This is a genomic window from Winogradskyella ouciana (assembly GCF_009709615.1).
Classification (GTDB): Bacteria; Bacteroidota; Bacteroidia; order Flavobacteriales; family Flavobacteriaceae; genus Winogradskyella; species Winogradskyella ouciana.
On record NZ_WJYA01000007.1, the window covers coordinates 1 to 24,826 of the forward strand.

Genomic DNA, 24,826 nt, shown 5'->3' on the forward strand with positions numbered 1-24,826 from the left:
AAATCAATATCCGACAGGTCCACATAGCTTTCAGTATTAGCACAAACCTCATAAGTATCAATAGGGTCAATATCTGGTGGACTGTTGATGATCAGATCAAAAGGCACTGAAGCAAAACAGGTCGTAACGCTATTTCTAACTCTTACATAAAGGGTTTGTTGGCCTAAAGAATTAGTATAAGTTTCAGGATTATTTATTGAGTATGTATCAGCGAACAAATCTGCTTCAGTTTCAAAATAGGTAAAATCAATACCGTATTGTCGTCCTTCTAAAATTAGAAGTTCTATTTCGGTTAAATCCCATTGTTGTTCAAACTCGTAATTGTTAGCACAAGTCGTTAGTGATTGTCCATAGTTGACTTCTGGAAGCGAAAGCGTATTGATGTAAAATGTATCTACATTATAACAGCCAGAGTCTATATTCTCAACACGCGAGTAGATGAGTTGTGGATTGTTGCTTGGCATATAGTCCAAAGGGATTTCATTGGTTCCGAGCTCTGCGTTTAAAGGGGTTAAATGAAATGTAATATCTAAGTTCGATGGACTGCCCAAACTTATTTCGACTATTTTATCGTTTAGATCCGTAGCGGCCAAGCCGTTATTGTTGATGTCACATTCAAAAACATCTGATGGTACATTATAAATTGGTGCTTCCTTCACCTCAATTTGCATAGGAGCAACTCTATAGCAAGTGTTCTCTGTTTCATTTTCCAATCTAACGTAAACCGTCTGTGGATTAGACGTATTTTGATAAGCAGAGGTTTTGTCTATCTCATCAACTCTATTTATCGCATCGTCTTCTGTTTCGTAATACGACACTTGCATACCTTCTTGACCGTTAATTATCTCTGAGTCTTTGTCTTCAAAATAAAAATCGGCAAAATTGGCTCCGTTTGTTGTACAATTGACAAAGTCTGCTATTGGGTTTAGGATTGGGTTATCATAAATGAGCACTTCAAAATCGACCACCGTAAAACAATCCAAACCTACACGCTGCAATCTAATATATACGCTTTGTGTTTGAGCATTATAGCTTTCTGGATTTTCTATGGCAAACCTGTCGCTAAGTGCGTTTTCAAAGGTTTCGTAAAAGAAAATATCAAAATCATTTTCATCGATTGATAAATCAGGTATTACGCTTTCTAAATTAACTATTGAAAACCCATCTTGATCGTCATCACAAACAACAATAGGTGAGGGAGAGTCAATATCCAAACTTTCAAGAATATTGATATCTAATGTGATTATGTTAAAACACCCTGTAGAAATAGTGGTAATTCTAGAGAATACTTGAGTGGAGTTTCCGGCCACATCAATACTTTCTATACTGTTTTCGTTGTTTTCTGCGTCTTGTTGCGTGGCGTAAAAAGTGACGGAAACACCGTTTAAACCTTGAGCCATTAGATTATTAAAAGGGCTTAGTTGAACAGTGGTAGTATTTGCTGTATCATTAAACTCTCCACAAGCTTCAACAGTTTGTGATGAAACAACAGGAGCTTCATTGATTTCTAAAACAACCTTTGAATCATAAACACAATCATTGTAGGTGGAGGTAAAGAATAATTCTTTAGAAGGAGTATTTACTGTGTAAGTTGAAAATTGACTTATTGGGTTTTCTTCATTATCTCTGTCGTCTTCTGTTTCGTAAAATGTAAATTGAATATCGTCTTGCCCTTGGGACAGTTCATTTGATACATCAATAAAATCAAAATCATATACTCCATCATTTGAGAAATCATCACATCTGCTAACCGTGCTTTCTTCACCAAATATATTATATAGAACATTTTTATGAAGCTCTAGAGTTAAGGGTGTTGGACAGTTTTCCCCTTCAAATCTCAATAAAAGCGGTATGGTAGCAATAGGTGAGGTGGTATTATAAATTCTTGGGTCGCTAGTTATACCTAAAAGGACGGCTACTTGGACGGTAATGCCAGGATAGGTGCTTTCAATTTCATCAAAAATATCATCCAAATTGAAGCCAACAGAAACATTGTCATAAGTAATAATATTTGATCCGCTAGTTTCAAAATATTCTGGATCAGTACATTGGCTAACTATATATGTGTCAATACCAATGTCTGGTTGAGCCTGATAATCAAGATTTAATCTTTCTATTGAAGAACAATCACTAGTGGTATCCGCTACACGAGCATAAATAAAGTTTGGTGATCCAATAATTTCATCTGTTTCAGTTATAGGGTTTTGATTGTTTAGTACATCATTTTCTGTAAGATAGTAACTTACCGTTCTGTTGAACTCGTAGTTTGAGAGTTCAAAATCAAAGTGTGATAAAGATGAGATGAGAAATCCACCATCATTTATTTGTCCATTACAGACCGCTGCTGTTGTTTCTAAAGTATTGGGTGAACTATTCACTGCAATATTAAAACTTCCTATTTGCAGGCAATCACCACTTAAACTCTCAATTCGCACAAAAATCTGTTCTGTTTGTTCTGTGTTTTGGTAATCTCCTTGTATCGGGTTGGTGTTGTTTAGTGCATCGTCTTCAGTATGGTGATAACTTATGGTGTAATTTGTTGAAGGCAATTCAGCATAGATTTCATCATCTTTCAACAATGGAAAATCAAAGTCATAGAAGCCATCGCTAGGTGCGGGATCACAAATTGGAAGGTCATAAATCGGAGCTGCTGGTTGAAAGGGAATGATCTCTATTTCTATAGTATCTTCCATTGTACAATTACCACCTGATATTGGTATTGAGACTTCGACTGTGTATGTTCCAGATTGAGCAACCGCTAGTGTTGGATTGGTTTGACCAGCAATTTGAGCGCCATTTAAAAACCAAGCATAGTTGGCTGAAGGATTGTTTATATCAGCATCTAACGTGAGATCGTTTCCGCAGATGGACTGGTCTGGTCCAAGATCTATGGCACCACCAAAACCTTCTGCCTCAATGAAAACCGCAGAATCGAAGCGTTCATCAATATGGTCCGCAATGACAAACTTTATATGATAGGTCTCACCCGGAATAACAGCACTGTTTGCGCTTAAAACGTTAGTATGTCCATTAAAGTTGGTGCTACCTACATTGTAGCCTTTAAAATAGTCCTCATTTATAGCATCACAAAACCCACTGATATCGGGATGGATGGTATTGGTACTCACATGGGTATTATCATCTGAAACCGTGGAAATGTTAACATAAGGGTCTGCAGTGCCAGCCCTTTTGATAAGTATTGCAAAAACATCCGAAAAATTACAAGGGTATTCCTGTTGGTATTCATCTGAAGCAAACAGATAATTGAAGACCACAAAATTATTGACCGTTACAAAATCGAACTCAATTGATGTGGCATTCAAGGTTTGGTCTATACCTAAAACATTCAATATGTCAGCATCCGTTTCCCAATCTATTTCGCCATCACTTAGATCTTCACCAATAAATGCATTGCCAGCTCTGGCTACATTACCTGTTGATAAAACCAATCCGCTTTGCAGTGGGAAGTTTGATGTTCCGTTATCAAAGCTGCCATAACTGATTATGCTGTTGACATTACCATTAATCTGGGAAGAAATATTTGAAACTGATGCACAGTTGTTGCCAACTAAATTTTGAATGAGTTGCTCTGGTTGTTGAGAATTATCCGTAGTAATTTGCTGTGCATATAGGAAACATATATGCATGCCCAAGGAGAGAAGAGTAAGTAAACTTTTCTTTATCATTGCTTTTTTTGTCGTAGAAAGCTATAGGAATCAGGTAACTATAAAGATCTAGACCGTAAAAATAGATAAAAGCAATTAAAAGAATCAACTAAATAGAATTTTAACTCTAATTGGCTTGTTTTTAACGACGAATGGCAAAATGTCCTTTGACTTCAAAAGATTCATTGCCACGCATTACCTGTGCAACAAACCAATAGTCATTGGCAGGCATTTTCTTGCCGTTAAAAGTGCCATCCCAACCTGGTGTGTTGTGTTTAAGTGTTGTTAAATGTTTACCATAGCGATCAAAGATATGGATAACCGTTCCAGGTAGTGTTTCCACACCAACAATGTGCCAAGTATCAAATTGTCCATCATTATTAGGAGACATGTGTTTTGGGATGTCAATTACCAAAACTTCGTGCGTAACTTCAGAACAACCATTAAGGTCTATGATGGTTACCGTATGATAGCCCATGCCAACATTTTCAAATACATTAGATTCTTGTGGTTCACCATCATCCAATTGATAGAGATAGTCTCCAATACCACTTATAGTAATGGTTATATTATTTGGGTCTGAGAAGTCCACAACCTCAGTGGCCTCAATTGTTGCAGCCTCAGATACTGAAACTCCAAAAACCCTTGTGTTTTCACAGCCAAATTCTGTTGTAACCGTTACCCAATAGGTGCCTATTTCTGTAATTTCAATTTCTGGAGTGGTTTCGCCAGTTGACCATAAATAGGTGTCTGTTGAAATATTGGTATTTGCTGAGACCACTAACGGTAAATTGTCTAAACAAATGACCTGATCTTCAATATCGATAATTGGTAAAGGATTTATAATTACTGAAAACTGAGTGACATCGTAACAACCTGTGCTATTATTTTCTACTCTAGCAAAAATGATTTCAGAATCAAAAGCTATATAGTTAGTGTCTAAAGCGGAATTATTTTCGTTTGCCTCTAGTTCTGTGTTGTGATAAGTTACTGTATAATTGGACGGATTTTGACCACCAAGGATACTGGCATTCTGCTGCGTGAGATCAAACTCTAGAAGACCATCAAAATCATCATCACAATCTTCTAAATCACTAGGTTGATTTGCAATCGGATTAGGGTTAACATTTAAGTTAAACTCATAAACTATATAACAATGCGTGGTACTATATTCTGCTCTAGCAAAAAGAGTATCATTATTGGTTTGGTAGGTGTAATTGGTGTCTAGAGCATTTTCATTTGCTATAGCATCAGTTTCGTTTGAAAAATAATTGATAAGCACATTAAAGCTCTCGTCCATTATAACTTCATCGATTTCAGTTAAGTCAAAGCTATTGTTTTCATTCTCACAGATATCATAGGACACAAAATCATTAATTACAGGCGGAGTATTTACAATTAAATCTATGGGAACCAGAACATAACAGTTAGAAATGGTATTAGTGATTTTTATATATACGGTTTGTGGATTACTTGTATTGGTATAGACTTCAGGATCTGGAATGACGTTAGAATTTGTTTCTGCATCCTCAAAATTCTCAAAATAAGTGATTTCTATATCATCTTGTCTTACATCCAGAATTTCAAACTCAGCTTCTGTTAAATCAAACTCTGTAAAGCCATCGTAATCTGCATCACAATATGTAAGTGGAATAGACTCATTAACATCTGGAACTTGAATAACATTCAACTCAAAAGATGTTACGGAATTACAAATGGTTCCATTATCTATTTGCACAAATATAGTTTGTGGGTTTGTGGTATTGGTGTATTCAAGTGGAAGAGGGTCAACACTATTTTCAGCATTAGATTGAGACAGATAAAATGTAATGTCTAAATTTTCTGTAATGCCTTCGGAAATTTCAGTAATCTTAGTCGATAAATCGAAAGTTTCAAAACCGTCATTGGCTATATCATCACAAACAAACCAATCTACTGGTTGATTATAAACTGGATTTGTACCCACTTCTATTGTAAAGCTAGATGTACCATAACAATCTTGATCCGTTAAATTTTCAACCCTAACAAAAATGGTTTGAGGGTTGCTTGAATTCTGAAAATTAGAATCTTTATCAATGGCATTGACTCTGTTATCTGCATCATTTTGACTCAAATAATACAAAGCTTGCTTGCCAGTTTGTTCATTTAAAATTTCTGCATCCTTAGTATTAAAAATAAAATCGCCAAAACCATCACTGCTATCTTCGCAAATTCTATAATTGTCAATTACCGTAAACACCGGAAGCGTATTTACGATGATATTTAATGTTTCGGTTGAATAACATCCTGTCAATGAATTTTCTACACGAATAAATAAGGATTCCGTCTGGGCATTATAATTACTTTCGTTTGTTATTGCATTTGTCGCATTATCGGCATTTTCTTGGCTAACATGAAAACTTATCTGCCTGTTGTTAGTACTAGAAACTACTTGTGGAATAACATCTTGCAAATTAATTGTAGAAATGCCATCTTGGTCATTATCACAAATAACTATATCAGATGGAGTAGAAGTTATTGGTGCTTCTAAAACTGTAATTTCAAATGAGGTAATATCTGAGCATCCTGTTTCATCGGATGTAATTCTTGGATATAATGAAAAAGGATTAGACGTATTGGTGTACAAGTTTGGTAATGCATTGGTGTTATTGGTAGCATCTTCTTCAGTTAAAAAATAAGTAACACTAAAGCCATCTTGTGCATCAGAGACTAAAACATCAAACTGAGATAAATCTGTTGTCGTAAAACCATCTTGGTCTTCATCACAAACGGACTGACTTACAATGTTTTCAAACTCATAAACTGGAACCAAAATTAAGTCAATTTGAGAAATATCGTAACACGTAGGACTTGATAAACCTAAGTAAATAGTCTGTGGATTGCTACTAGGTGTAAATGGAACAGATTGATCTAAAGGGTTCATCTGATTGTCCCTGTCATTTTCCGTTAAGTAAAATTCAACAGTAATATCTGGAATGTCATTTATGATACCACCTGCAATAGATAAAAAATCGAATTCCTCAACACCGTCATTATCAATATCACAAAGTATCGCATCATTGATTTCGGTTGCTGTTAGTAAAAGATTGGTATGAATTTCTATTGGAGTTACGGAAGCACAGCCTGTATTATTGTCTTCAACTCTAATAAACACAATTTGCTCTTCGGCATTTATGTTGGCGTAATTAGTGTCATCAGCTATAGGATTAGCACCCGAAAGGGCATCCTCATTGGTTTCGTGGAAGGTAACTGTTACACCAGTTGTTCCTTGTAACACATCTGGAATTATAGTCGTTAGATCAAAATTTGCAAATCCGTCGTGGTCAGCGTCACAAGCATCAATGTAATGATCGTCTGTGTTTATTACTGGGTTATCCAATACAGTTATATCTAAAGTTGTCGTGCTGATACAACCCGATTGTGGATGTTGTACACTGACAAAAACCTGTTCGTTTGCATTGGTATTTACATAAGGCATTGGCAACGGGTTGCTCCCTGTTGCTGCATCTGTAGCAGTGCTATGGTAACTTACAACAAGATTGGTCTGTCCATTCGTAATTTCATCATCCTTTATGCTTAAATCTATAGTTGTAAAACCATCTGCCGTTTGATCGTCACAAACCTCAAGTGGTGTTGGATCCATAATCGTAGGTAAAGAGTGAACTATTAAATTTATAGTAGAAAAAGCCAAGCAGCCGTTGTCAGTATCTTCAATTCTAACATGAATTACCTGTGGATTGGTTGTGTTTTGTATTGGTGTGGTAATGGCATTAATACCCATTTGAGCCTGAGTAGTTGTATAATGATAAGAAATATTATAGTTAGATGCAGGTACAGAAGCTAATACTTCGGCATCTTTAGTTGATAAATCAAAGGTTTCTATGCCATCATTGCTTAGATCATCACAAAGTTCGTAATCCGAAATTGGATCTGAAGATTGTGTAGAACTTAAGGTAATATTAATATCGTCCTCTATCGTACACGTACTGCCAGATAATGGAATTTCAATTTCAACACGGTAGTTTCCGGTTTGTAAAACATTATAAGTTGGTTGTGTTGCCGTAGGGATAAGCACATCATTAAAATACCAAGCGTATGTAGCTTGTGGGTTTCCAATATCTCCATCTAAGGTTACATCACTTGCACAGGTCGAAAAATCCTCACCTAAATCTACCGCAGCGTTAAAGCTGTTACCTTCAATAAATACTGCCGAATCATAATTTTCATCAGTTTGATCAGCAATGATAAGTTTAATTTGGTATTGTACATTAGGTTGAATTGCGGCCGTGGCAGATAGAACAGTAGTTCTACCATTATAGTTAGTGTCACCTAAACTATAACCTTCAAAATATTGTTCGTTTGAAGCATCACAAAAACCAACAATTTCATCATGTACAGTGTTGGTATTTACAGGTGTGGTTGTACCTGGTACCAATGCAATATTAACATAGGGATTGCTTGTGCCTGCTTCACGAATTAAAAACGCAAAACCATCAGAATAGTCGCAAGGGAAATTACCAAAGTATTCTTCTGATGCTAAGATGTAATTAAATTGAATCTGATTTGAAATAGATATAAAATCGAATTCTATAGAAGTGGCATTTAAAGTATTTGTGATACCAAGTGCTGCTTCTAAATCTGGGTCTGTAGTCCAGCTATCATTACCTTCATTTAAAATATTGTCATTTTGCCCATTTCCGGCTGAATTTGCACTACCTGTAGTTAAAACAATACCGTTTTGAAAGGGAAAATTAGATGAACCACGTTCAAAATAACCAAAACTCCCTAAACCTACTGAACTACCATTTGAAGGTGAACTTATATTTGAGACCTCAACACAACCTTGTATTAAGGTATTTTCAACTAAACTTTGAGGTGTGGCTGTATCATCCACCGTTATCTGCTGTGCATAAGTTTTGCTACATATAAAGCATAGAATTATATAGAGGGAACGATGAACAGTATTCATGAGCTTAGATTAAGTTTTATGACACAAATAAGTTTAGACTTTGGGGCTACTGATTATTTGTATTGTTTTTGTGTGTGGGGAAAGTAAGCTGTATAAAGATTAAATACAAAAAAACACGACAAAATACATAAAACGTTAACATTTTAATGTAAATATATAAAAAAAGACCTCAAAAAAGAGGTCTTTTCCCCAAATTGAAATTTCTAAAACATTACAGCCTCAACAGGTAATGTTCCTTAACCTGAAACTCAATATTGTTATATTTCAAATCTCAAATCATAATTATGAGACTTTTTGTAACTTATTTATATGAGGGAAAATGTGCAAGAATTGTGAAGCTTAAACGAAATTCTTTTCACAGGTGATACTAAAATTAAAGTAATTTTCCTACAGTTCCAAAAGAATAAGACGAACGGATAAAAATCTTAACATTTTCAATAATTTACGTACACCCAACCTACCATTGGTCGATAGTTGGGGTCATTAAGATTTATAACATAATAATAAGTGCCCACAGGTACAATTTTTCCATGATTGTTCAACCCTCTATTTATTTTGCCGTACCAAGGTTTTTCATTATCACCTTCAAAAATTATATCACCATAACGGTTATATATTTTAAGCTCATGTTCTGTGAATATATCGTATAAACCTTGAATGTTAAACCAATCGTTATAAGTATCGTCATTTGGGGAAAAGCCATCAGGAATGTATGGTGGGCAATTTTCTATGATTAAATTGAATTGAAATATTTCATAGCAAGGTGGACTCTCAAGCCTTACGTAAATGGTTTGAGGATTGAAGATATTATTATAATCACTCGGAATTAAAATAGCATTCGATGAGGTTTCTAAATCTTCAAGAGAAAGGTAAAATGAAATTTGATCATCTTCGTAATCTAAATTCACTAAAGCATCGAACAAATTATAAGTTGAGATTTCAAAACCTTCGTTACAACCAATAAGGCCTGGAAGCGTAACAATATCTGGAATAACCAGTAATTCAATATCAGAAAAATTAGAATTATTGTTTTCGTTGGTTTCTGTAATGGTGCCTGTCATTGTGCCATCATCATCTACGATGGCAGTAATGGTTAGATTAGGGTTGGTATTTTCTGGAACCGTTACGGTTATTGATCCACTTTCAGATGCACCAATAGCAATAGGGTTAACTGTTTGGCTCTGGCCAATTAAAATTTCATCTAAATAAAAAGCAATAGGTGTATTAGCTGGTAGTATATCAGTACTGTTAAAATTATTCACCGTATAAAAAAGGTCGATGTTGTAATCTCCACAACGGACTGTATAATCATCGATAGTAATAGTGGCATCAGGTAATTGGCTATTAAGTACAGTAATGATATTGTTTATCATTACAAAATCCTGACCAGATGTTAGGGAAATTGTGGCAGAAGTATCTCCAATACTAATATTATTCTGAATGTTGTAAACATCAATATCCATATTGTACATGTCAGATGCTCCCGTAAATGAGTTGGTACCATTAAAAGCATTATTGGCAGGATTTAAAGGTGGATTGCTAATCACATTTCCATTGATGGTCAATTGCTCGTTAACGGCCAAAGCACTGTCGCCTTCCCAAGCAATAAAACCGATTTTAGCATCTTCATTATCCAGTACATTTAAGTTATCTAAGGTGATACTCAAAAATGTGGGTACACTCTGTAATCCATCATAAACATTAAGCTGGTTCAAGGGTAAACTATCATCTTCGTAGATTATGGATATCGCCCAACCTCCAAAGTTGGTACCAGTACTGCAATAAGGTCCTATGACATTAGTAAGGTCAAAATCTGAAATCGTATAAGTACCATTACCTTCATTAGAAATAATAGAGGTGACATCAGCAAAAGCAGCAAAGAATATACGCTCAGCATCTAAACTATCGCTAAAAGTACGCTCTGCACTCACAGGAGATCCATTTAATGTAATGTCAAAATCTCCAGGACCAGAACCAGCCCAGTATAAGTAAGCAGCGACTACATTTTGATCAACATCAAGATTTAAATCTGCTGATGAGCTCGTTTCTATAATACACGGAACAAAAGATCCATTTTCCTGAATATTTAAGGTATTACCAATAGCCACATAATCATATCTGCCATTAAATTGCTGAAATAACGAAATGTCTTGTGCAAATAGAGGGATAGTTACACCAAACAGGAGAAAGCATAATATGTAATGTGCTCTTTTCAAATTTGTGGTTTGGTAAAACTAAGTTACGTTTTTTAAAACTTACCGCTTTAAACTAAAATGACTAGTAAAAGTTCTTCCGTCCTGGAGCTTGACCCTGAACCAATAATCGCTGGTCGGCATCTTGGCACCATTGTAGGTTCCGTCCCAACCAACACCAAGAGGGTCTAGTTCTTTTAACAGTTTTCCGTAACGGTCAAATATAAGAATTGAGGAATTGGCCTGAAAACGGTTGTTGATACCCTTTACCTGCCAAAAGTCGTTTTTGTCATCATCGTTGGGCGTAAAGAACTTAGGGAATCCAATAACAGAGACCAGTTCTTCGGTAATACCGCAGTTGTTTCTATCGCGAATATAGACCGTATACAATCCAGGTTGCACATCCTCAAACACATTAGAATCTTGATACGGACCGTTGATGTCATCAAGGGCATATTCATAATCACCTTCTCCACTAACAATAACAGTAATGGTATTGTTATTTGAGGCATCCACAATCTCTACATCGGTTACCGTGGCAATATTGGAAGGCAAGACTGTAATCGTTCTGTCCTTAAAACAGCCATCGGTATTGGTGACCCTTACCGTGTATGTTCCTGGACTATTAACTTCAATAGTTGCCGTATCCTCACCAGTGGACCAATCGAAGAAATAGTTACTTGGTGAATCGTTGATGACACCAGCATCCAAGACAATGGTATCTGGGAAAAAGTTGAGACAGTATCGGGTTTCAAAAGAGGTTTCAATGTTGGGCAGTTCAAAAACCGTAAGTTCAATCTCACTAATACCATAACAGGCATTGGAATTTTCCACACGAGCATAAATGGTCTGGTTGTAGGGAACGGTATTGGTAAATGTCGTACCAAGAGGGTTATTTTCCACCAGAGCATCAATATAGGTTTCGTAGTATTGAAGGTCGAGACCAGCAGGCGCACCAGCCAGTACAATGGCGTTGCTGTCACTGAGGTTAAAAGAGGCAAAGCCATCCTCATTACCATCGTCGTCACAAACAGAAAGGCTAGCGTTGTTGGACGAAGTGGTGCTGACCTCTAATGAAACTTCACTGAAACTCACACAACCAGTATTGGTATTGGTCACCCTTGCATAGATGATCTGTGGGTTAAAGAAATTCTCAAAGGCATCGGCATTGATTTCATCCTCTTGGTTTTCAGCATCTGTCTGAGAGAGGTAGAACATAATGGAAGCATTTGGGTCACTACCAGTAATAGTATCAAAAGCTTCATTAATATTAAAAGTTGTAAACCCTTCGGGAATACCATCTTCGTCACATTGAATTAATGAAACATCATTCGCAATTGGTTTTGCTGCCACAATAATTTCAAAAGACGTAAAACCAACACAACCAGTATCCAAATCCTCTACACGAACAAATATATCGGTTGGAGTAGGAACTGTATTTGTATAATTTGTAGGAAGTGGAGCAGTATCTGTTTCAGCATTTGCTAGACTTGAATAATAACTGATGTTATAATTTGCTCCAGCAATTCCGTTTATAATTTCCTGCGTCTTAACATCAAAATCGAATGTGGTCATACCATTTTGGTCGTCGCCATCCGCATCATCATCACAAACTTCATAAGTGGTCGGCTGATTGAAATTTGAAAATATGGTGACATTAATTTCAAAATCATTGATAATGAAACAACCCGTCGTAGTATTTTCAATTCTTATGAAAACAGTTTGATTCCCTCCAGACGTATTGAAAACATCACCCAAAGCACTAGCGTTGATGTTGGCATCACTTTCAGATGCGTGGTACGTTACAGTAACATCACTTGCGCCATTTATAATATCTTGTGTCAAAGTTGTAAGATCCAATTCTGTTATAGCATCATCAAAAGGTGCTAATGCATCACAAATATTCAAATTGGGTAAACTTGTAGAATTTGGATTAGTCAATACAGGGTTTGATGGATTATCAGGAAAAGTTGCAGTACCAGTCCAATCTAGAGAAAATGGGCTATTACCAATGGGTCTGTCTATGACTAAAAAATAAGTTTCTCCGGCCAAAACATCCAGATCACCAACAAAACTGTCACCATTAGCTCCTGGCCCTTCAGAAGTTTCTGTTGAGGTAGCATTCATACCTGTTAAATTATTTCCTTGATTAGCAGCCGCTGGATTTGTGGTAGAACAACGGATAGCCTGACCAATATTTCCACAACTTACATCAGGACCAAAAAGGAAAAAATCATAATCCTCATTAATATCAGTACTTCCGGGTGTTAGTGTAAAAGCCAAAGTCCCTGAATTGGCAATCGTCACTTCGAGCCAAATACTATTATTTTCTTGGCTTGAACAAGTATTGGAACCCGTTAATTCTTGCATACCTATACCGCTAACATCTAAACTAAAACTTGAATTGCCGCAAACGGTAACTGCATTAACACAATCGTTAGGCTGTTGACCATAGCTAATGATGCTGAAACATAAAAAGTAAAGTAATACTATAGACTTTATAAATAGATTTGGTTTTAAACTCATCGTTTTAGTGTAAAATGACTGGTAAAAGTTCTTCCATCCTGTAGCTGCACCTTGAACCAATAATCGCTGGTAGGCATCTTGGCACCATTGTAGGTTCCGTCCCATCCAGGACCAAGAGGATCGAGCTTTTTTAACAGTTTTCCATAACGGTCAAATATAAGAATTGAGGAATTGGCCTGAAAACGATTGTTGATGCCTTTTACCTGCCAAAAGTCATTTTTGTCATCATCGTTGGGTGTAAAGAATTTAGGGAAGCCGATCACAGAGACCAGTTCTTCTGTAATACCACAATTATTTCTATCACGAATATAGACCGTGTACAATCCAGGTTGCACATCCTCAAACACATTGGAATCCTGGTAAGGACCGTTGATGTCATCAAGGGCATATTCATAATCACCTTCGCCACTAACTATGACTGTAATGGTATTGTTCTGTGAGGCATCTACAATCTCTACATCGGTTACCGTTGCAATATTGGAAGGCAAGACTGTAATCGTTCTGTCCTTAAAACAACCATTGGTATTGGTGACTCTTACCGTATAAGTCCCTGGACTATTAACTTCAATAGTTGCCGTATCCTCACCAGTGGACCAATCGAAGAAATAGTTACTTGGTAAATCGTTGATGATACCAGCATCCAAGACAATGGTCTCTGGAAAAAAGTTGAGACAGTATATGGTCTCAGCTTGAGTTTCTATATCAGGAAGCTCAAACACAGTAAGTTCAATCTCACTAATACCATAACAAGCATTAGAGTTTTCAACGCGTGCGTATATGGTTTGATTATAAGCAATAGTATTTGTAAAGGTATTGCCAAGAGGATTAGATTCAACAAGAGCGTCTAGATAGGTCTCGTAATATTGAAGGTCCAGACCAGCAGGCGCACCAGCCAGTACAATGGCATTACTGTCGTTGAGGTTAAAAGAGGCAAAGCCATCCTCATTACCATCGTCGTCACAGACAGAAAGGCTAGCGTTGTTGGACGAAGTGGTGCTGACCTCTAATGAAATTTCACTGAAACTTACACAGCCTGTATTGGTGTTGGTCACCCTTGCATAGATGATCTGTGGGTTAAAGAAATTCTCAAAGGCATCGGCATTGATTTCATTGTCTTGGTTTTCAGCATCTGTCTGAGAGAGGTAGTAATCCACAGTTCGGTCTGCAGTATTATTAATGACCTCTTCATTAAATAAGCTGATGTTAAACGTTGTAAAACCTTCGGGAATACCATCTTCGTCACATTGTATAATCGTTATATCATTGGCTACAGGTGCATCATTGATAATCAATTCAAAACTACCAGTACTAAAACAAGTGGTGTTGGTTGTATTCTCTATTCTAACAAAAATGGTTTCGTTGAAGGCTGTTGAATTTGTATACGTAAGTGGCAGCGAAGAGGTATTGTTATCTGCATCAGTTTGAGTTGGATGAAACGTAATGTTTGTTTCAGTTTCATCTTGCGCTCCTCTAATAGTTGGAATTAGATCACCAAGTTCAATACTGGCGAAGCCATCCATTGGGTCACTTTCATTATCACAAAATTCTATATTATTAAGCTGAACGATCTGCGGTGTATTATAGACTTGAAGTTCAAAAGAATTAATGTCAAAACAATTGGTATTGTCCATATTGTCAACTCTTACATATATAGTCTGAGGATTACTAATATTGGTGTAGGGAAATACAATTTGGTTTTCTAAATTGTTGGCATCATCCATGGTTTCAAAATACCGAACATTATACTGCGATGGATTTTGACTTAAGAGCGCTTCTCCATTTTTATTGGTAAAATCAAATGTTTCAAAAATCCCGTCGTTACCAGAATTATCACAAACACTAATATCTGTTAGTGGGTTTGCAACTGGAATATCAAACACACCAACAACTGCACTTCCTTCAATAGGGCAATCTCCATTGTTGGGTTCTATATATACTTCATAAAAACCAGGTGTGTCTACAAATAATTGTGAGGATGTTTCTGCTAAAGGCGAACCATTAAAAGACCATGCATAGTCTGCACCAACAATTTCATCTGCTTGTAAGGTGTAATCATCACCTGTGCACAATCTCAATTCTGTAGTACTGATGCCATTTCTAATAATATCCGTCTGCGAGTTAAATAACGATTGAATAAATGGTGGTAAGCCGATTCTGCTAGTGTTTTGATTAAAACCATCAACGTCTAAAAGTACTCCCTGTTCATCATAATTTGTGGCAAGACCATCAGCTTCAGGGTTATTAATAACACCAATATATCTATGCACGTTTGAAGGAGCTCCAAAAGAAAATTGAGCCCTATAAATCCTCCTATCAATGCCGAGTTGCAAAGCACCAGCACTTATGGTGTTGGAAGAATGAATGACTTGCATGGAATTAGGGATGTCAGCACTTTCCAAATCCCATTGCAAAACTTGACTTGCTCCGTTGCCAGAAGCACCAATACCAATAGTAGCATAGGCTTTGCGATTTTCTGCAGAAAACTCCACTCCGTATGGACTATCATTGTTTTGCGCACTGTACAATTCAACATTATTAGAAACAACTCCTGTTTCATTATCAAAATCGTACAAATAAACACCACCACCAGCATCACCTGCTGTAATTGTAGCTTCCCCAAAATGGGCCACTATTAATTTAGAAGCGTCTGGTGATGCTTTTAAATAACCCAAAGCATTTCTTCGATAACCTTCAATAGGTACATAAGGTCCCACGGTTGAGATAACAGGTGTAGTGCTTACTCCATTAACGTCTACATAAAACACATAAAACTTATCTCCAAAATGAGTAATAACCCAAAACGAGGAACAATCTTCAGCTCTAACAGCAGTTATTTTTTCAGCACATTTGTAACGTATTTCTAAATCATCAGTTGGATCATAAGTAACAAGGTGAACATTTTTTTCGGTGTCAACAACATCACCTAAACCACCATTTAAGGTCATATCTACTAGAGAGTAATTAAATCCGTTATTGAAACCATCGTCTGCTGATGGCACGTTTCCGCCACTATCATAATTTCCGGTAAATTGATTTGGATATACGGCAGCATTTTCATGATGTGGTTCATCAACAGTGAAGATATAATATTGTGTTGGGTCTTCTGGTTTTGGTACAATTAGACCAGAGGATGTGCTAGAAGGGTCACCCAATAATCCTGTACCACCAAAGTAATCACCATTAGCCATGATTTGATGGTTTCTATTCCAAACGGTCTGACCATCTGTATAAAATTGAAGATTTCCACTTTCATCAGAGATGGATGTGCAACCTTCTAAAGTGTTAATTTGTCCATCTGTAATCCCTGTGACCGTGCCTGTAGTAGCATCGAAGCGAAGACCAGCATTTTGCCCAAAGTACCAATAGGATGCTTCGTTCTGCCCAAAAATTTGGGTACAAAACATCAGTAAGAGCATAGCAAAACCTAACTTTTTCATAACATCTTTGATGTGCAATATGCTTGCACGACAATACTATATAACAACTAGAACTCTTGTTTTCCTAGTTTTAGTATTAAAAAATCTATAGCAATTGCTATCAAAGATATTATAAATCTCTCTTTTTAAGTAATCGATAAGACAAAAAGATAAAAAGTGCAGACCAACCCAAAACTATGGCGATTTCGTACCAATGTACTGCATAGTCATAAGCGATATCTGTTTTTTCCGGGAATTTGGTCATTACTATTCGTTGTATAGGCTGGTCAATGAGCTTATACATGGACTCTAATGGCAAAAAGTTTTTGAGTTTAAAAGCACTATCCGCATTACCAAAAGCTTCATAAGCTCCCCAAAATATTAACCATTCAAAAATGTATAAAACAAAAAGGAAACCTAACGCAAAAGCTGAACGTTTTAATAACATTCCAAAGAATAAACATAAACTGAAGAACCCTACAAGTTTTACAAAATAAGCTAGCAAGAACTCTACTTCTCTGAAAATAATAGAAGCTTCCGTATAGCTAGAATAATAAAGCCCTATTAGAAATGAAGCTACACCTATTAAAACCGTAGCACATATTGAAAAGAAAACAATGGTATAGAATTTAGAAAGTATAAATTCCTTTTTACTGAGTCCATCGATAAGGTTCTGTTTTAAGGTTTTGTTACTGTATTCATTTCCTATCATACTTACCACCACAATGGCAAAGAAGAATTTAAAGTAGGAAGCAAAGAACGTAGTGATATGCCAAATTATAGGAAAATTAAAAATTCCAAGCTCACCAAGCTCTAGCGTAAAAAAGCCAAAGAAATTAATTTTTATTGAAGACAGTACCAGTACTGTAAATGGTAAAATAAAAGATATAAATATGAGAACTCTACTGGTTTTATTTAACCAAAGTTTTTGTAATTCTAATTTTATGAGACGTAACATATATTGATTGGTTGTGCTTAATTCTAAAAATAGATTATGCTGTTTTTTGACCCTTCGACTGCGCTCAGGACAAGTTGGTTTTTATTAATTTAATTTATCTGTAAGTTGAAGGAATTGCTCCTCCAAACTTTCTTTTCGTTTTACTAAATGCGAGAGTACTATACCTTTTTCAAACATTAGCTTATTAAACTCTGGTGCAGACATAGGTTCGTTTAAGAAAGCCGTTATGAGATCTCCTTCAACTTTTAATTTGCCAAAATCTGAATTGTTTTCTAGTACATTGAGAAGTTCGCTGTGCTTTTCAGCTTTTAGCTCAAAAAAGCCATGGCTGCTTATCATTTCATCTACACGACCTGAATATAATTTTTCCCCTTTGCGTAAAACTACAACATGAGAACATACTTTTTCGACTTCATCCAAAAGGTGTGAAGCCAAAAGAATAGTCGTGCCATCCGCAGCAATGTCTTTTATAATCTGACGTATCTGATGAATACCTTGTGGATCGAGACCATTGGTTGGTTCATCTAAAATTAGGATTTCTGGGTCGTTGAGTAGGGCAGAAGCAATGGCCAAACGTTGTTTCATACCCAAAGAATAGGTTTTGAACTTATGGTCTTTTCTATCTAGTAAACCTACGATTTCCAGTTTTTCGGCAATCTTACTATGGTCAACTCCTTTTATTCTGCAAACCAATTTTAGATTTTGTTCAGCAGTCATGTAAGGATAAAAGTTGGGACGTTCTATAATTGCTCCGACTTGTTTTAAAGCATCGTGGGTTGTGGTATTACCATCAAACCAATGAAAGTCTCCGTTGGTTTTGTTTACAACATTAAGTACAATGCCCAATGTTGTGGATTTACCACTTCCGTTAGGACCTAAAATACCATAGACATTACCTTTGTTGATGGTAAAGCTTAAATCTTTTACGGCTGTTAAATAGCCAAATTTCTTTGTGAGATTGTTGATTGTTAGGATTGGCTCCAAAATATGATTGGTTTTTATGTTTCTCAAAAAGCACACTGTCTTGTCAGTTTGAGCGCAGTCGAAAACTTTAATATCTCTCGGTTTCTTGTGTTTCGTCTGCGCTCAATATGACACTATGACTAATAGTGTTTTTTGATTAACATTGTTTGGTTATGTAGGTAAGACGATTCTCATTGATATTTGTTACAGTAAAATAAAAAAAGCATCGTAAAGATGCTTAATTGTTGTTTGGTGGATTGGATTTAATTCCAATTTTCATCAAAATCTAAATCGCTATAATCATCGACATCTATTTCGTCTTCAAATTCATTATAATCGTCATCATCATCTTCGGATTCAAATATTTTTTCTGGGGCTTCATCTGGTATTTGTCCATGCACAAACATTAAATTAGGGTAGTCAGTACCTTGAGTTTCTTCAACAATTTCCCCAAGTTCTACATAAAATGTCCACATGTTGAGGAAATCGTAAACATAAATCAACTTTGGTGAGGCTTCGTGCACTATATCCTTAATGATGGTTGTGCTCATCATTTTTACTTCGTTACCAGTTTCGCTCATATCGAACATGGCAATTTCTTCACCTTGGTTCCATTCATCATCACTAATGTAAAAAGAAGCCATTTCCATACCATCGAACCCAAAGGATTGTGTAATGATGTTATGCAGGTCTTCCATAGTATCCGTCTCTCGGATTTCTAAATCCCGAAAAACATCATCTTCCGTATCATTGTCTAATATGACTCTAAATCTGTATATCATAATGCAAAGATAATAGTTCTGAATTCAAAGTTAATTAATATGTATAAGATGTTTAACAGTTTATTTGTTGATGCGTTTATGGTTAATTAGTTTCAGCAATCCTTATTTGCTAAAACGGTGAAGTGTAAATACCATACAGCTCAATAAGATAAATGCACCAACTTGATGTAGCACGCCTAGCCAAACAGGTACAGCGTAGATTAATGTTAAAACACCAAGTAAAAACTGTACACCAACCATAATTAAAAGACTATTCACTCCTTTTGTTTGCCAATGGGTTATCTCATTTCGTGTGGCTTTATACCAAATAGCGAGAATGAAAATAACAACGATGTATGCTAATGTTCTGTGGACAAATTGCACACCGCTTTTACCCTCAATAAAGTTGAGGTATGTTGGGTTTTGCTCAATGTAAACCGTTTCGTGGATGAACTTACCTTCACTCATAAAAGGCCAATGGTTATGAATCCAACCTGCATCCAATCCTGCCACAAATGCACCATAAATAATTTGAATAATGAGTACAATCAGTCCAGTTCTTATCAGGTTTCGCAGCTTTTTATCAATCTGTTTCTTATTGGGAAACATTAAATCTAGAGCAACCCAAAACGTGTAGGCAAAAGTTAAAAATGCGGTTGTAAGATGGGCTGCCAATCTGTAATGACTAACATCGGGTCTGTCCACCAAGCCGCTCTTTACCATATACCAACCTAAAAAGCCTTGAAAACCACCCATAATGAGTAGAATAATGGATTTTTTTATGGTTGATTTTGAAAGTCGCTTTTTGATTAAGAAATAAACTAAGGGTATAATAAATACCAAGCCAATAAAGCGCCCAATAACTCTGTGAATCCATTCCCAAAAGTAAATATCCTTAAATTCTTCTAAGGACATACCGTAGTTTAACTTTTGGTATTCTGGGTATTGTTTATAAAGGTCGAAGGCTTCATTCCATTCTACTTCATTCATTGGAGGAATGGTACCCGATATCAGTTTGTAATTTGAAATTGATAAGCCTGAATGCGTGAGTCTTGTGATCCCACCAACGATGACCATTACAAAAATTAAAGCACAGCCTATAAGAAGCCAATAAATAACAGCTTTATTATCCTTTTTCATATCTCAATAATTTTTCAAAGCAAAGACTATTTTCAACACCAATGTATTGCCCATAGTTGGGTATAATTAAGTAATTATTCTTTTTGTAAAATTCTACAGCCTCAGTTTGCCGTTTTCCCGTTTCTAAAATGGTGTATGAATATCCTAACTCTAGTGCCCAATGTTCTAATTCATTTAGAATTTTTGTTGCGATACCTTTTCCCCTTTCTTCTGTCAATGTGAACATACGTTTTATTTCCACCTTAGTAGATCCAAAAGGTTTAAAAGCACCACAGCCAATAGGTTTGTTGTTTTCGTAGGCTATTATAACATGTTTAAGACTGTCTATGGAATTAAATTGATTGTAAAAATCGTGCTCATCTCCATCTGTGATTTTTAGATAGGCATCGAGTTGTTTTACCAATTCAATGAAATCGATGTTACTAGAATCTGTTCTAACCAACTTTATCATAGCTATGCTGTAGTTAAGCCTAGTTCTTTCCCTTTTTCTATCATGAGTTGAAAAGCCGCTTCATGTTCATTAGGAATTTCTCCTTCTAGAATGGCTTCTTTTATAGCGTCCTTAATAATCCCTATTTCCTTTGAGGGCTTTAGGTTGAAGGCTTTCATAATTTCCTCACCAGATACTGGCGGTTGAAAATTTCTAACTCTGTCACGTTCTTCAACTTCTTCAATTTTATCCCTTACCAATTTGAAATTTTTATGATACCTCTTAAACTTTTTAGGATTTTTAGTGGTAATGTCAGCTTCGCACAGTGTCATTAAATCATCTACATGTTCACCAGCATCAAAAATTAAACGCCTCACGGCAGAATCCGTAACTTCGGAGGCCAATACAATTGGTCTTGAGCTCATTAATACCATTTTTTGTACAAATTTCATTTTGTCATTCAATGGCATTTTAAGGCGCTTAAATAATTTGTACACCATTTTAGAGCCTACAAACTCGTGCGCATGGAAGGTCCATCCAATTTTTTTATGAAATTTCTTTGTTGGCGCTTTACCAATATCGTGTAACAAAGCAGCCCATCTTAACCAAAGACTGTCTGTAGTCTTGGCGATATTATCTACCACTTCTAACGTGTGGTAGAAATTATCCTTATGGCGTTGACCTTCGATTTCGTCAATACCTTTTAAGGCTGTTAATTCTGGTAAAATATAATCTAGAAGACCTGTTTTTTCTAAAAGCATAAAACCAATGGAAGGTGTGTCGCTTTCAAGAATTTTATTCAACTCAACAACGATACGTTCTTTAGTTATGATTTTTATGCGGTCTTTATTTTTCTTAATAGCGTTGAGTGATTTTTCCTCAATTGTAAAATTCAACTGCGTAGCAAAACGTATCGCTCGCATCATCCTCAGAGGATCATCACTATAAGTAATGTTTGGGTCTAAGGGTGTGCGGATAATACCTTTGTCTAAATCTTCAATGCCGTTAAAAGGGTCTAGAAGTTCACCAAAATTGTCTTTGTTTAAACTTAAAGCCAAAGCATTAATTGTAAAATCACGCCTGTTTTGGTCGTCTTCTAAAGTCCCATCCTCAACAACGGGGTTTCTACTGTCTTCGATATAACTTTCCTTGCGTGCACCTACAAATTCAATCTCTATATCGTCATAACGCAACATTGCAGTGCCATAAGTTTTAAACACCTGAACTTTTGGTTGATGCGGTAAATTTTTTGATACTTGCTGTGCCAATTCAATACCGCTACCAATGGCAACAATATCAATATCCTTAGCGTTGCCACGTTCTAAAAAATAATCTCTGACAAAACCACCAATGACGAAACAGTCTAGCTGTAATTCTTCAGCAGATTGAGAGATGATTTCAAAAATATTGTGTTTTAGAGCTTGTTTGTGGTTCATAACTGCAACCCATTCTTGGGATTTGCAAAGTTACGGTATAGAACAATTCTTTTCAAAGGATTAATCTAGAGATTGAGAATTGTTTTCAATTATTTTCTTATAATAATTTATGGAGTCAGTGATCATTTTTTCTAAAGTAAAATTGTGAAGTACTTTTTCGCGAGCTCTTTTCTTTAGGGCATCATAATCATTAGAGTCATCTAATATTTTTAAGATTATTTTTATAAAGTCCTCGCTGTCTTTAGCTATAAATCCATCAACACCATCAGATATAATTTCTTTAGCAACAGGAATATTAGAAACAACAGTCACTTTTTCAAGCGCCATAGCTTCTACTATGGTAAATCCAAAAGTTTCACCTTTTGATGGTACTACAATAACTGATGCTTCCATCAATTTTTTAGGAATCTCCGATAGCTGATAGTGATTATAATATTGAGTTTTATCTTGTGCTTTTTCTGAAAGCACTTCGGTATTTATATAATTCCAATAGCTCTCACCTCTTCCTATGAGGTGTAAACTTGCTTCAGGTTGTGCTTCTATAATACTGTTAAATATGTTAGCTAAGTCTTTAACTCCCTTAGCCTCGGACATGGTTCCTACATAGAATATAGATTTTGGCAACTCCTTTATTGTATTATCAGGCGCAAATAGCTTAGTATCTATTCCATTGTGGATGACTGTATCTACATCTACATTATAATAATCTTCTATAAAATCTTTTGAAAAGTTTGAATTGGCTATAACAAAGGGAGTGGCATTGAGCGCTTTTTTTTCAATTTCTATTTTTGCTTTTTCAGGTGCTTTATCAAGATAGCGATGCCAAAACCCTCTCGATCCATGAAACCTAAGTACAAGAGGAGTGGAATTGTCAAAATATGCCGTAAAACCATTAAATACAAAGGATTCTATAATGTCTATTTGGTGCTTTTGGGAATAAGACTTAAGCTTTTTTGCATAATACTTTCGTTCTCCTTCTAAGAATTTTATATCTGCCTTGCCGAGACCTAATTTTGTAGATATTGATCTTTTAAACTCTTTAAAACGAAATTGCTTAGAATATTTTTTAAAAAACTTAAAATGGATTCCATTATCCGAAAATTCTAGTGGTTTTTTAGAAAATCCATAGACAAATACTTCATGTCCTTTATCTGTTAATGATTCGCTCATTATTTTTAAAAATGAGCCTACACCACCAGAATTTGGTAATCTGGGATGAGAATATTCATTTGTAAAGAAGAGTATACGCATTAATCTTGTAACTGATGTTTTTTAAGCTCGTCATGCATTTTCTGTGCAATCACTGTTTTTGTAAAATTATCTAAAAGATATTGATACCCATTTTCGGTAAATGTCTTTTGAAGCTTTTCATCATTAATTAAGAGTGTCACTTTATCGGCAAAATCCTTTGCGTTGCCAACTTCAGCCAAAAGACCTGTTTCGCCATCAACAATAACTTCAGAAATCCCTCCAGCATCTGCAGCTACAATTGGTACTTTGCAAGCATAAGCTTCTAAGAGTACTCCACCTGTGGGTTCGTTGTTGGATGTAAATAGGAACAAATCAAACTCGGGTAATATTTCAGGCACATCACGCCTAAACCCTGTAAAAATGATATGCTCCGTTAAGCCTTTTTCTTCGACATAATTTCTAATGTCTTGTTCCATACTGCCTTTTCCAACAAGAATGTACTTCGCTTTTATTTTGTTTTCCTTAACGAGAATTTCAACAGTATCCACCCAGGTGTAATGATCCTTAAACCCGGTAAATTCGGCAATATTTCCAATTAATTTATAATCCTTCGGTATGTTGAATTCTTCATGTAACACACCAATTGCTTCTTGTTTTTTAAATTTGTTAACATCGGTAACACTACCAATCACAGTAAATCTGCTATGATCGTTTACTGCAAATTTTAAAGATTCAACAACAGGCTGTGAAACACAGATGATTTTTTTAATGCCTTTGTAATTGTATTTCCACTTTCTAAAAAAGTTGGTGTCTACACGCTTTATCAAAGTTCGGCATAATACCAAAGGCACTTTCATGCCATAAATAAAATGCGATAAAACGGCAAGGGTATGTGCTTTACTACTATGTATAAAAATAACTGAAGCATTCTTCTCTTCCGCTAATTTTTTAAATGTTTTGGCATATGATAAGCTGTATTCTGATTTAAATTCAAAAGGAATAACCTGCATACCTTTATCTGTTGCAATGCGATAGATTTCAGAATCTATTGGACAAACAATCCATTGATCCTCAACATGGCCTTCGGCTTTAAAAGCTTCGTATAAATAAATGATTTTCTGCTCGTGGCCACGCCAACCATTGGATGCCGTAAACTGTATTAATCGCATGTATTGAGTT

General features: G+C 35.8%; 13 protein-coding genes. All 13 read right to left on the reverse strand.

Going from position 1 to position 24,826, the window contains the following annotated elements; all coding sequences use genetic code 11:
* Positions 1-3,686, reverse strand: a 3,686-nt coding sequence (locus F1003_RS11775) for an FIDD domain-containing protein (protein ID WP_155089637.1), incomplete at its 3' end; no start/stop codon positions are given.
* Between the two features lie 121 nt (positions 3,687-3,807).
* Positions 3,808-8,634, reverse strand: coding sequence for a T9SS type B sorting domain-containing protein (locus tag F1003_RS11780; protein WP_155089638.1), 4,827 nt, complete (start codon positions 8,632-8,634; stop codon positions 3,808-3,810).
* 434 nt (positions 8,635-9,068) lie between these two features.
* Positions 9,069-10,850: a T9SS type B sorting domain-containing protein gene (locus F1003_RS11785; RefSeq protein WP_235898372.1), complete on the reverse strand. Its 1,782-nt coding sequence runs from the start codon at positions 10,848-10,850 to the stop codon at positions 9,069-9,071.
* Between the two features lie 39 nt (positions 10,851-10,889).
* On the reverse strand, positions 10,890-13,352 hold the full coding sequence (locus F1003_RS11790; protein WP_155089834.1) for a T9SS type B sorting domain-containing protein: 2,463 nt from the start codon (positions 13,350-13,352) through the stop codon (positions 10,890-10,892).
* On the reverse strand, positions 13,349-16,789 hold the full coding sequence (locus F1003_RS11795) for a T9SS type B sorting domain-containing protein (RefSeq protein ID WP_155089639.1): 3,441 nt from the start codon (positions 16,787-16,789) through the stop codon (positions 13,349-13,351). The genes F1003_RS11790 and F1003_RS11795 overlap by 4 nt, the downstream gene beginning before the upstream one ends.
* A gap of 109 nt (positions 16,790-16,898) precedes the next feature.
* Complete coding sequence (locus tag F1003_RS11800) at positions 16,899-17,726, reverse strand: ABC transporter permease (RefSeq protein ID WP_155089640.1); 828 nt, start codon at positions 17,724-17,726, stop codon at positions 16,899-16,901.
* Positions 17,727-17,810: 84 nt separating this feature from the next.
* Positions 17,811-18,710, reverse strand: a complete 900-nt coding sequence (locus F1003_RS11805; RefSeq protein ID WP_155089835.1) for an ABC transporter ATP-binding protein — start codon at positions 18,708-18,710, stop codon at positions 17,811-17,813.
* 242 nt (positions 18,711-18,952) lie between these two features.
* Entirely contained in the window at positions 18,953-19,471 is a 519-nt protein-coding gene (locus tag F1003_RS11810; protein ID WP_155089641.1) for an IS1096 element passenger TnpR family protein, read from the reverse strand.
* 102 nt (positions 19,472-19,573) lie between these two features.
* On the reverse strand, positions 19,574-20,590 hold the full coding sequence (locus tag F1003_RS11815; protein WP_155089642.1) for a COX15/CtaA family protein: 1,017 nt from the start codon (positions 20,588-20,590) through the stop codon (positions 19,574-19,576).
* The gene (locus F1003_RS11820; protein WP_155089643.1) at positions 20,577-21,041 is read right to left on the reverse strand and encodes a GNAT family N-acetyltransferase; all 465 of its coding nucleotides are present in this window, start codon (positions 21,039-21,041) and stop codon (positions 20,577-20,579) included. Before F1003_RS11820 ends, F1003_RS11815 begins: the two co-directional genes overlap by 14 nt.
* A 2-nt stretch (positions 21,042-21,043) precedes the next feature.
* Complete coding sequence (locus F1003_RS11825) at positions 21,044-22,456, reverse strand: CCA tRNA nucleotidyltransferase (RefSeq protein ID WP_155089644.1); 1,413 nt, start codon at positions 22,454-22,456, stop codon at positions 21,044-21,046.
* Between the two features lie 60 nt (positions 22,457-22,516).
* Complete coding sequence (locus tag F1003_RS11830; RefSeq protein WP_155089645.1) at positions 22,517-23,707, reverse strand: glycosyltransferase family 4 protein; 1,191 nt, start codon at positions 23,705-23,707, stop codon at positions 22,517-22,519.
* A complete protein-coding gene (locus tag F1003_RS11835; protein WP_155089646.1) occupies positions 23,707-24,816 on the reverse strand; it encodes a glycosyltransferase family 4 protein in 1,110 nt (369 codons plus the stop codon). The genes F1003_RS11830 and F1003_RS11835 overlap by 1 nt, the downstream gene beginning before the upstream one ends.
* Positions 24,817-24,826 lie beyond the last annotated feature (10 nt).

What these genes read in the sequence shown, in the direction of transcription:
- F1003_RS11820 (WP_155089643.1), bottom strand. Translation starts at nt 21,041, where the DNA reads ATGATAAAGTTGGTTAGAACAGATTCTAGTAACATCGATTTCATTGAA.
- F1003_RS11815 (WP_155089642.1), bottom strand. Translation starts at nt 20,590, where the DNA reads ATGAAAAAGGATAATAAAGCTGTTATTTATTGGCTTCTTATAGGCTGT.
- F1003_RS11780 (WP_155089638.1), bottom strand. Translation starts at nt 8,634, where the DNA reads ATGAATACTGTTCATCGTTCCCTCTATATAATTCTATGCTTTATATGT.
- F1003_RS11825 (WP_155089644.1), bottom strand. Translation starts at nt 22,456, where the DNA reads ATGAACCACAAACAAGCTCTAAAACACAATATTTTTGAAATCATCTCT.
- F1003_RS11835 (WP_155089646.1), bottom strand. Translation starts at nt 24,816, where the DNA reads ATGCGATTAATACAGTTTACGGCATCCAATGGTTGGCGTGGCCACGAG.
- F1003_RS11800 (WP_155089640.1), bottom strand. Translation starts at nt 17,726, where the DNA reads ATGTTACGTCTCATAAAATTAGAATTACAAAAACTTTGGTTAAATAAA.
- F1003_RS11790 (WP_155089834.1), bottom strand. Translation starts at nt 13,352, where the DNA reads ATGAGTTTAAAACCAAATCTATTTATAAAGTCTATAGTATTACTTTAC.
- F1003_RS11830 (WP_155089645.1), bottom strand. Translation starts at nt 23,707, where the DNA reads ATGCGTATACTCTTCTTTACAAATGAATATTCTCATCCCAGATTACCA.
- F1003_RS11795 (WP_155089639.1), bottom strand. Translation starts at nt 16,789, where the DNA reads ATGAAAAAGTTAGGTTTTGCTATGCTCTTACTGATGTTTTGTACCCAA.
- F1003_RS11810 (WP_155089641.1), bottom strand. Translation starts at nt 19,471, where the DNA reads ATGATATACAGATTTAGAGTCATATTAGACAATGATACGGAAGATGAT.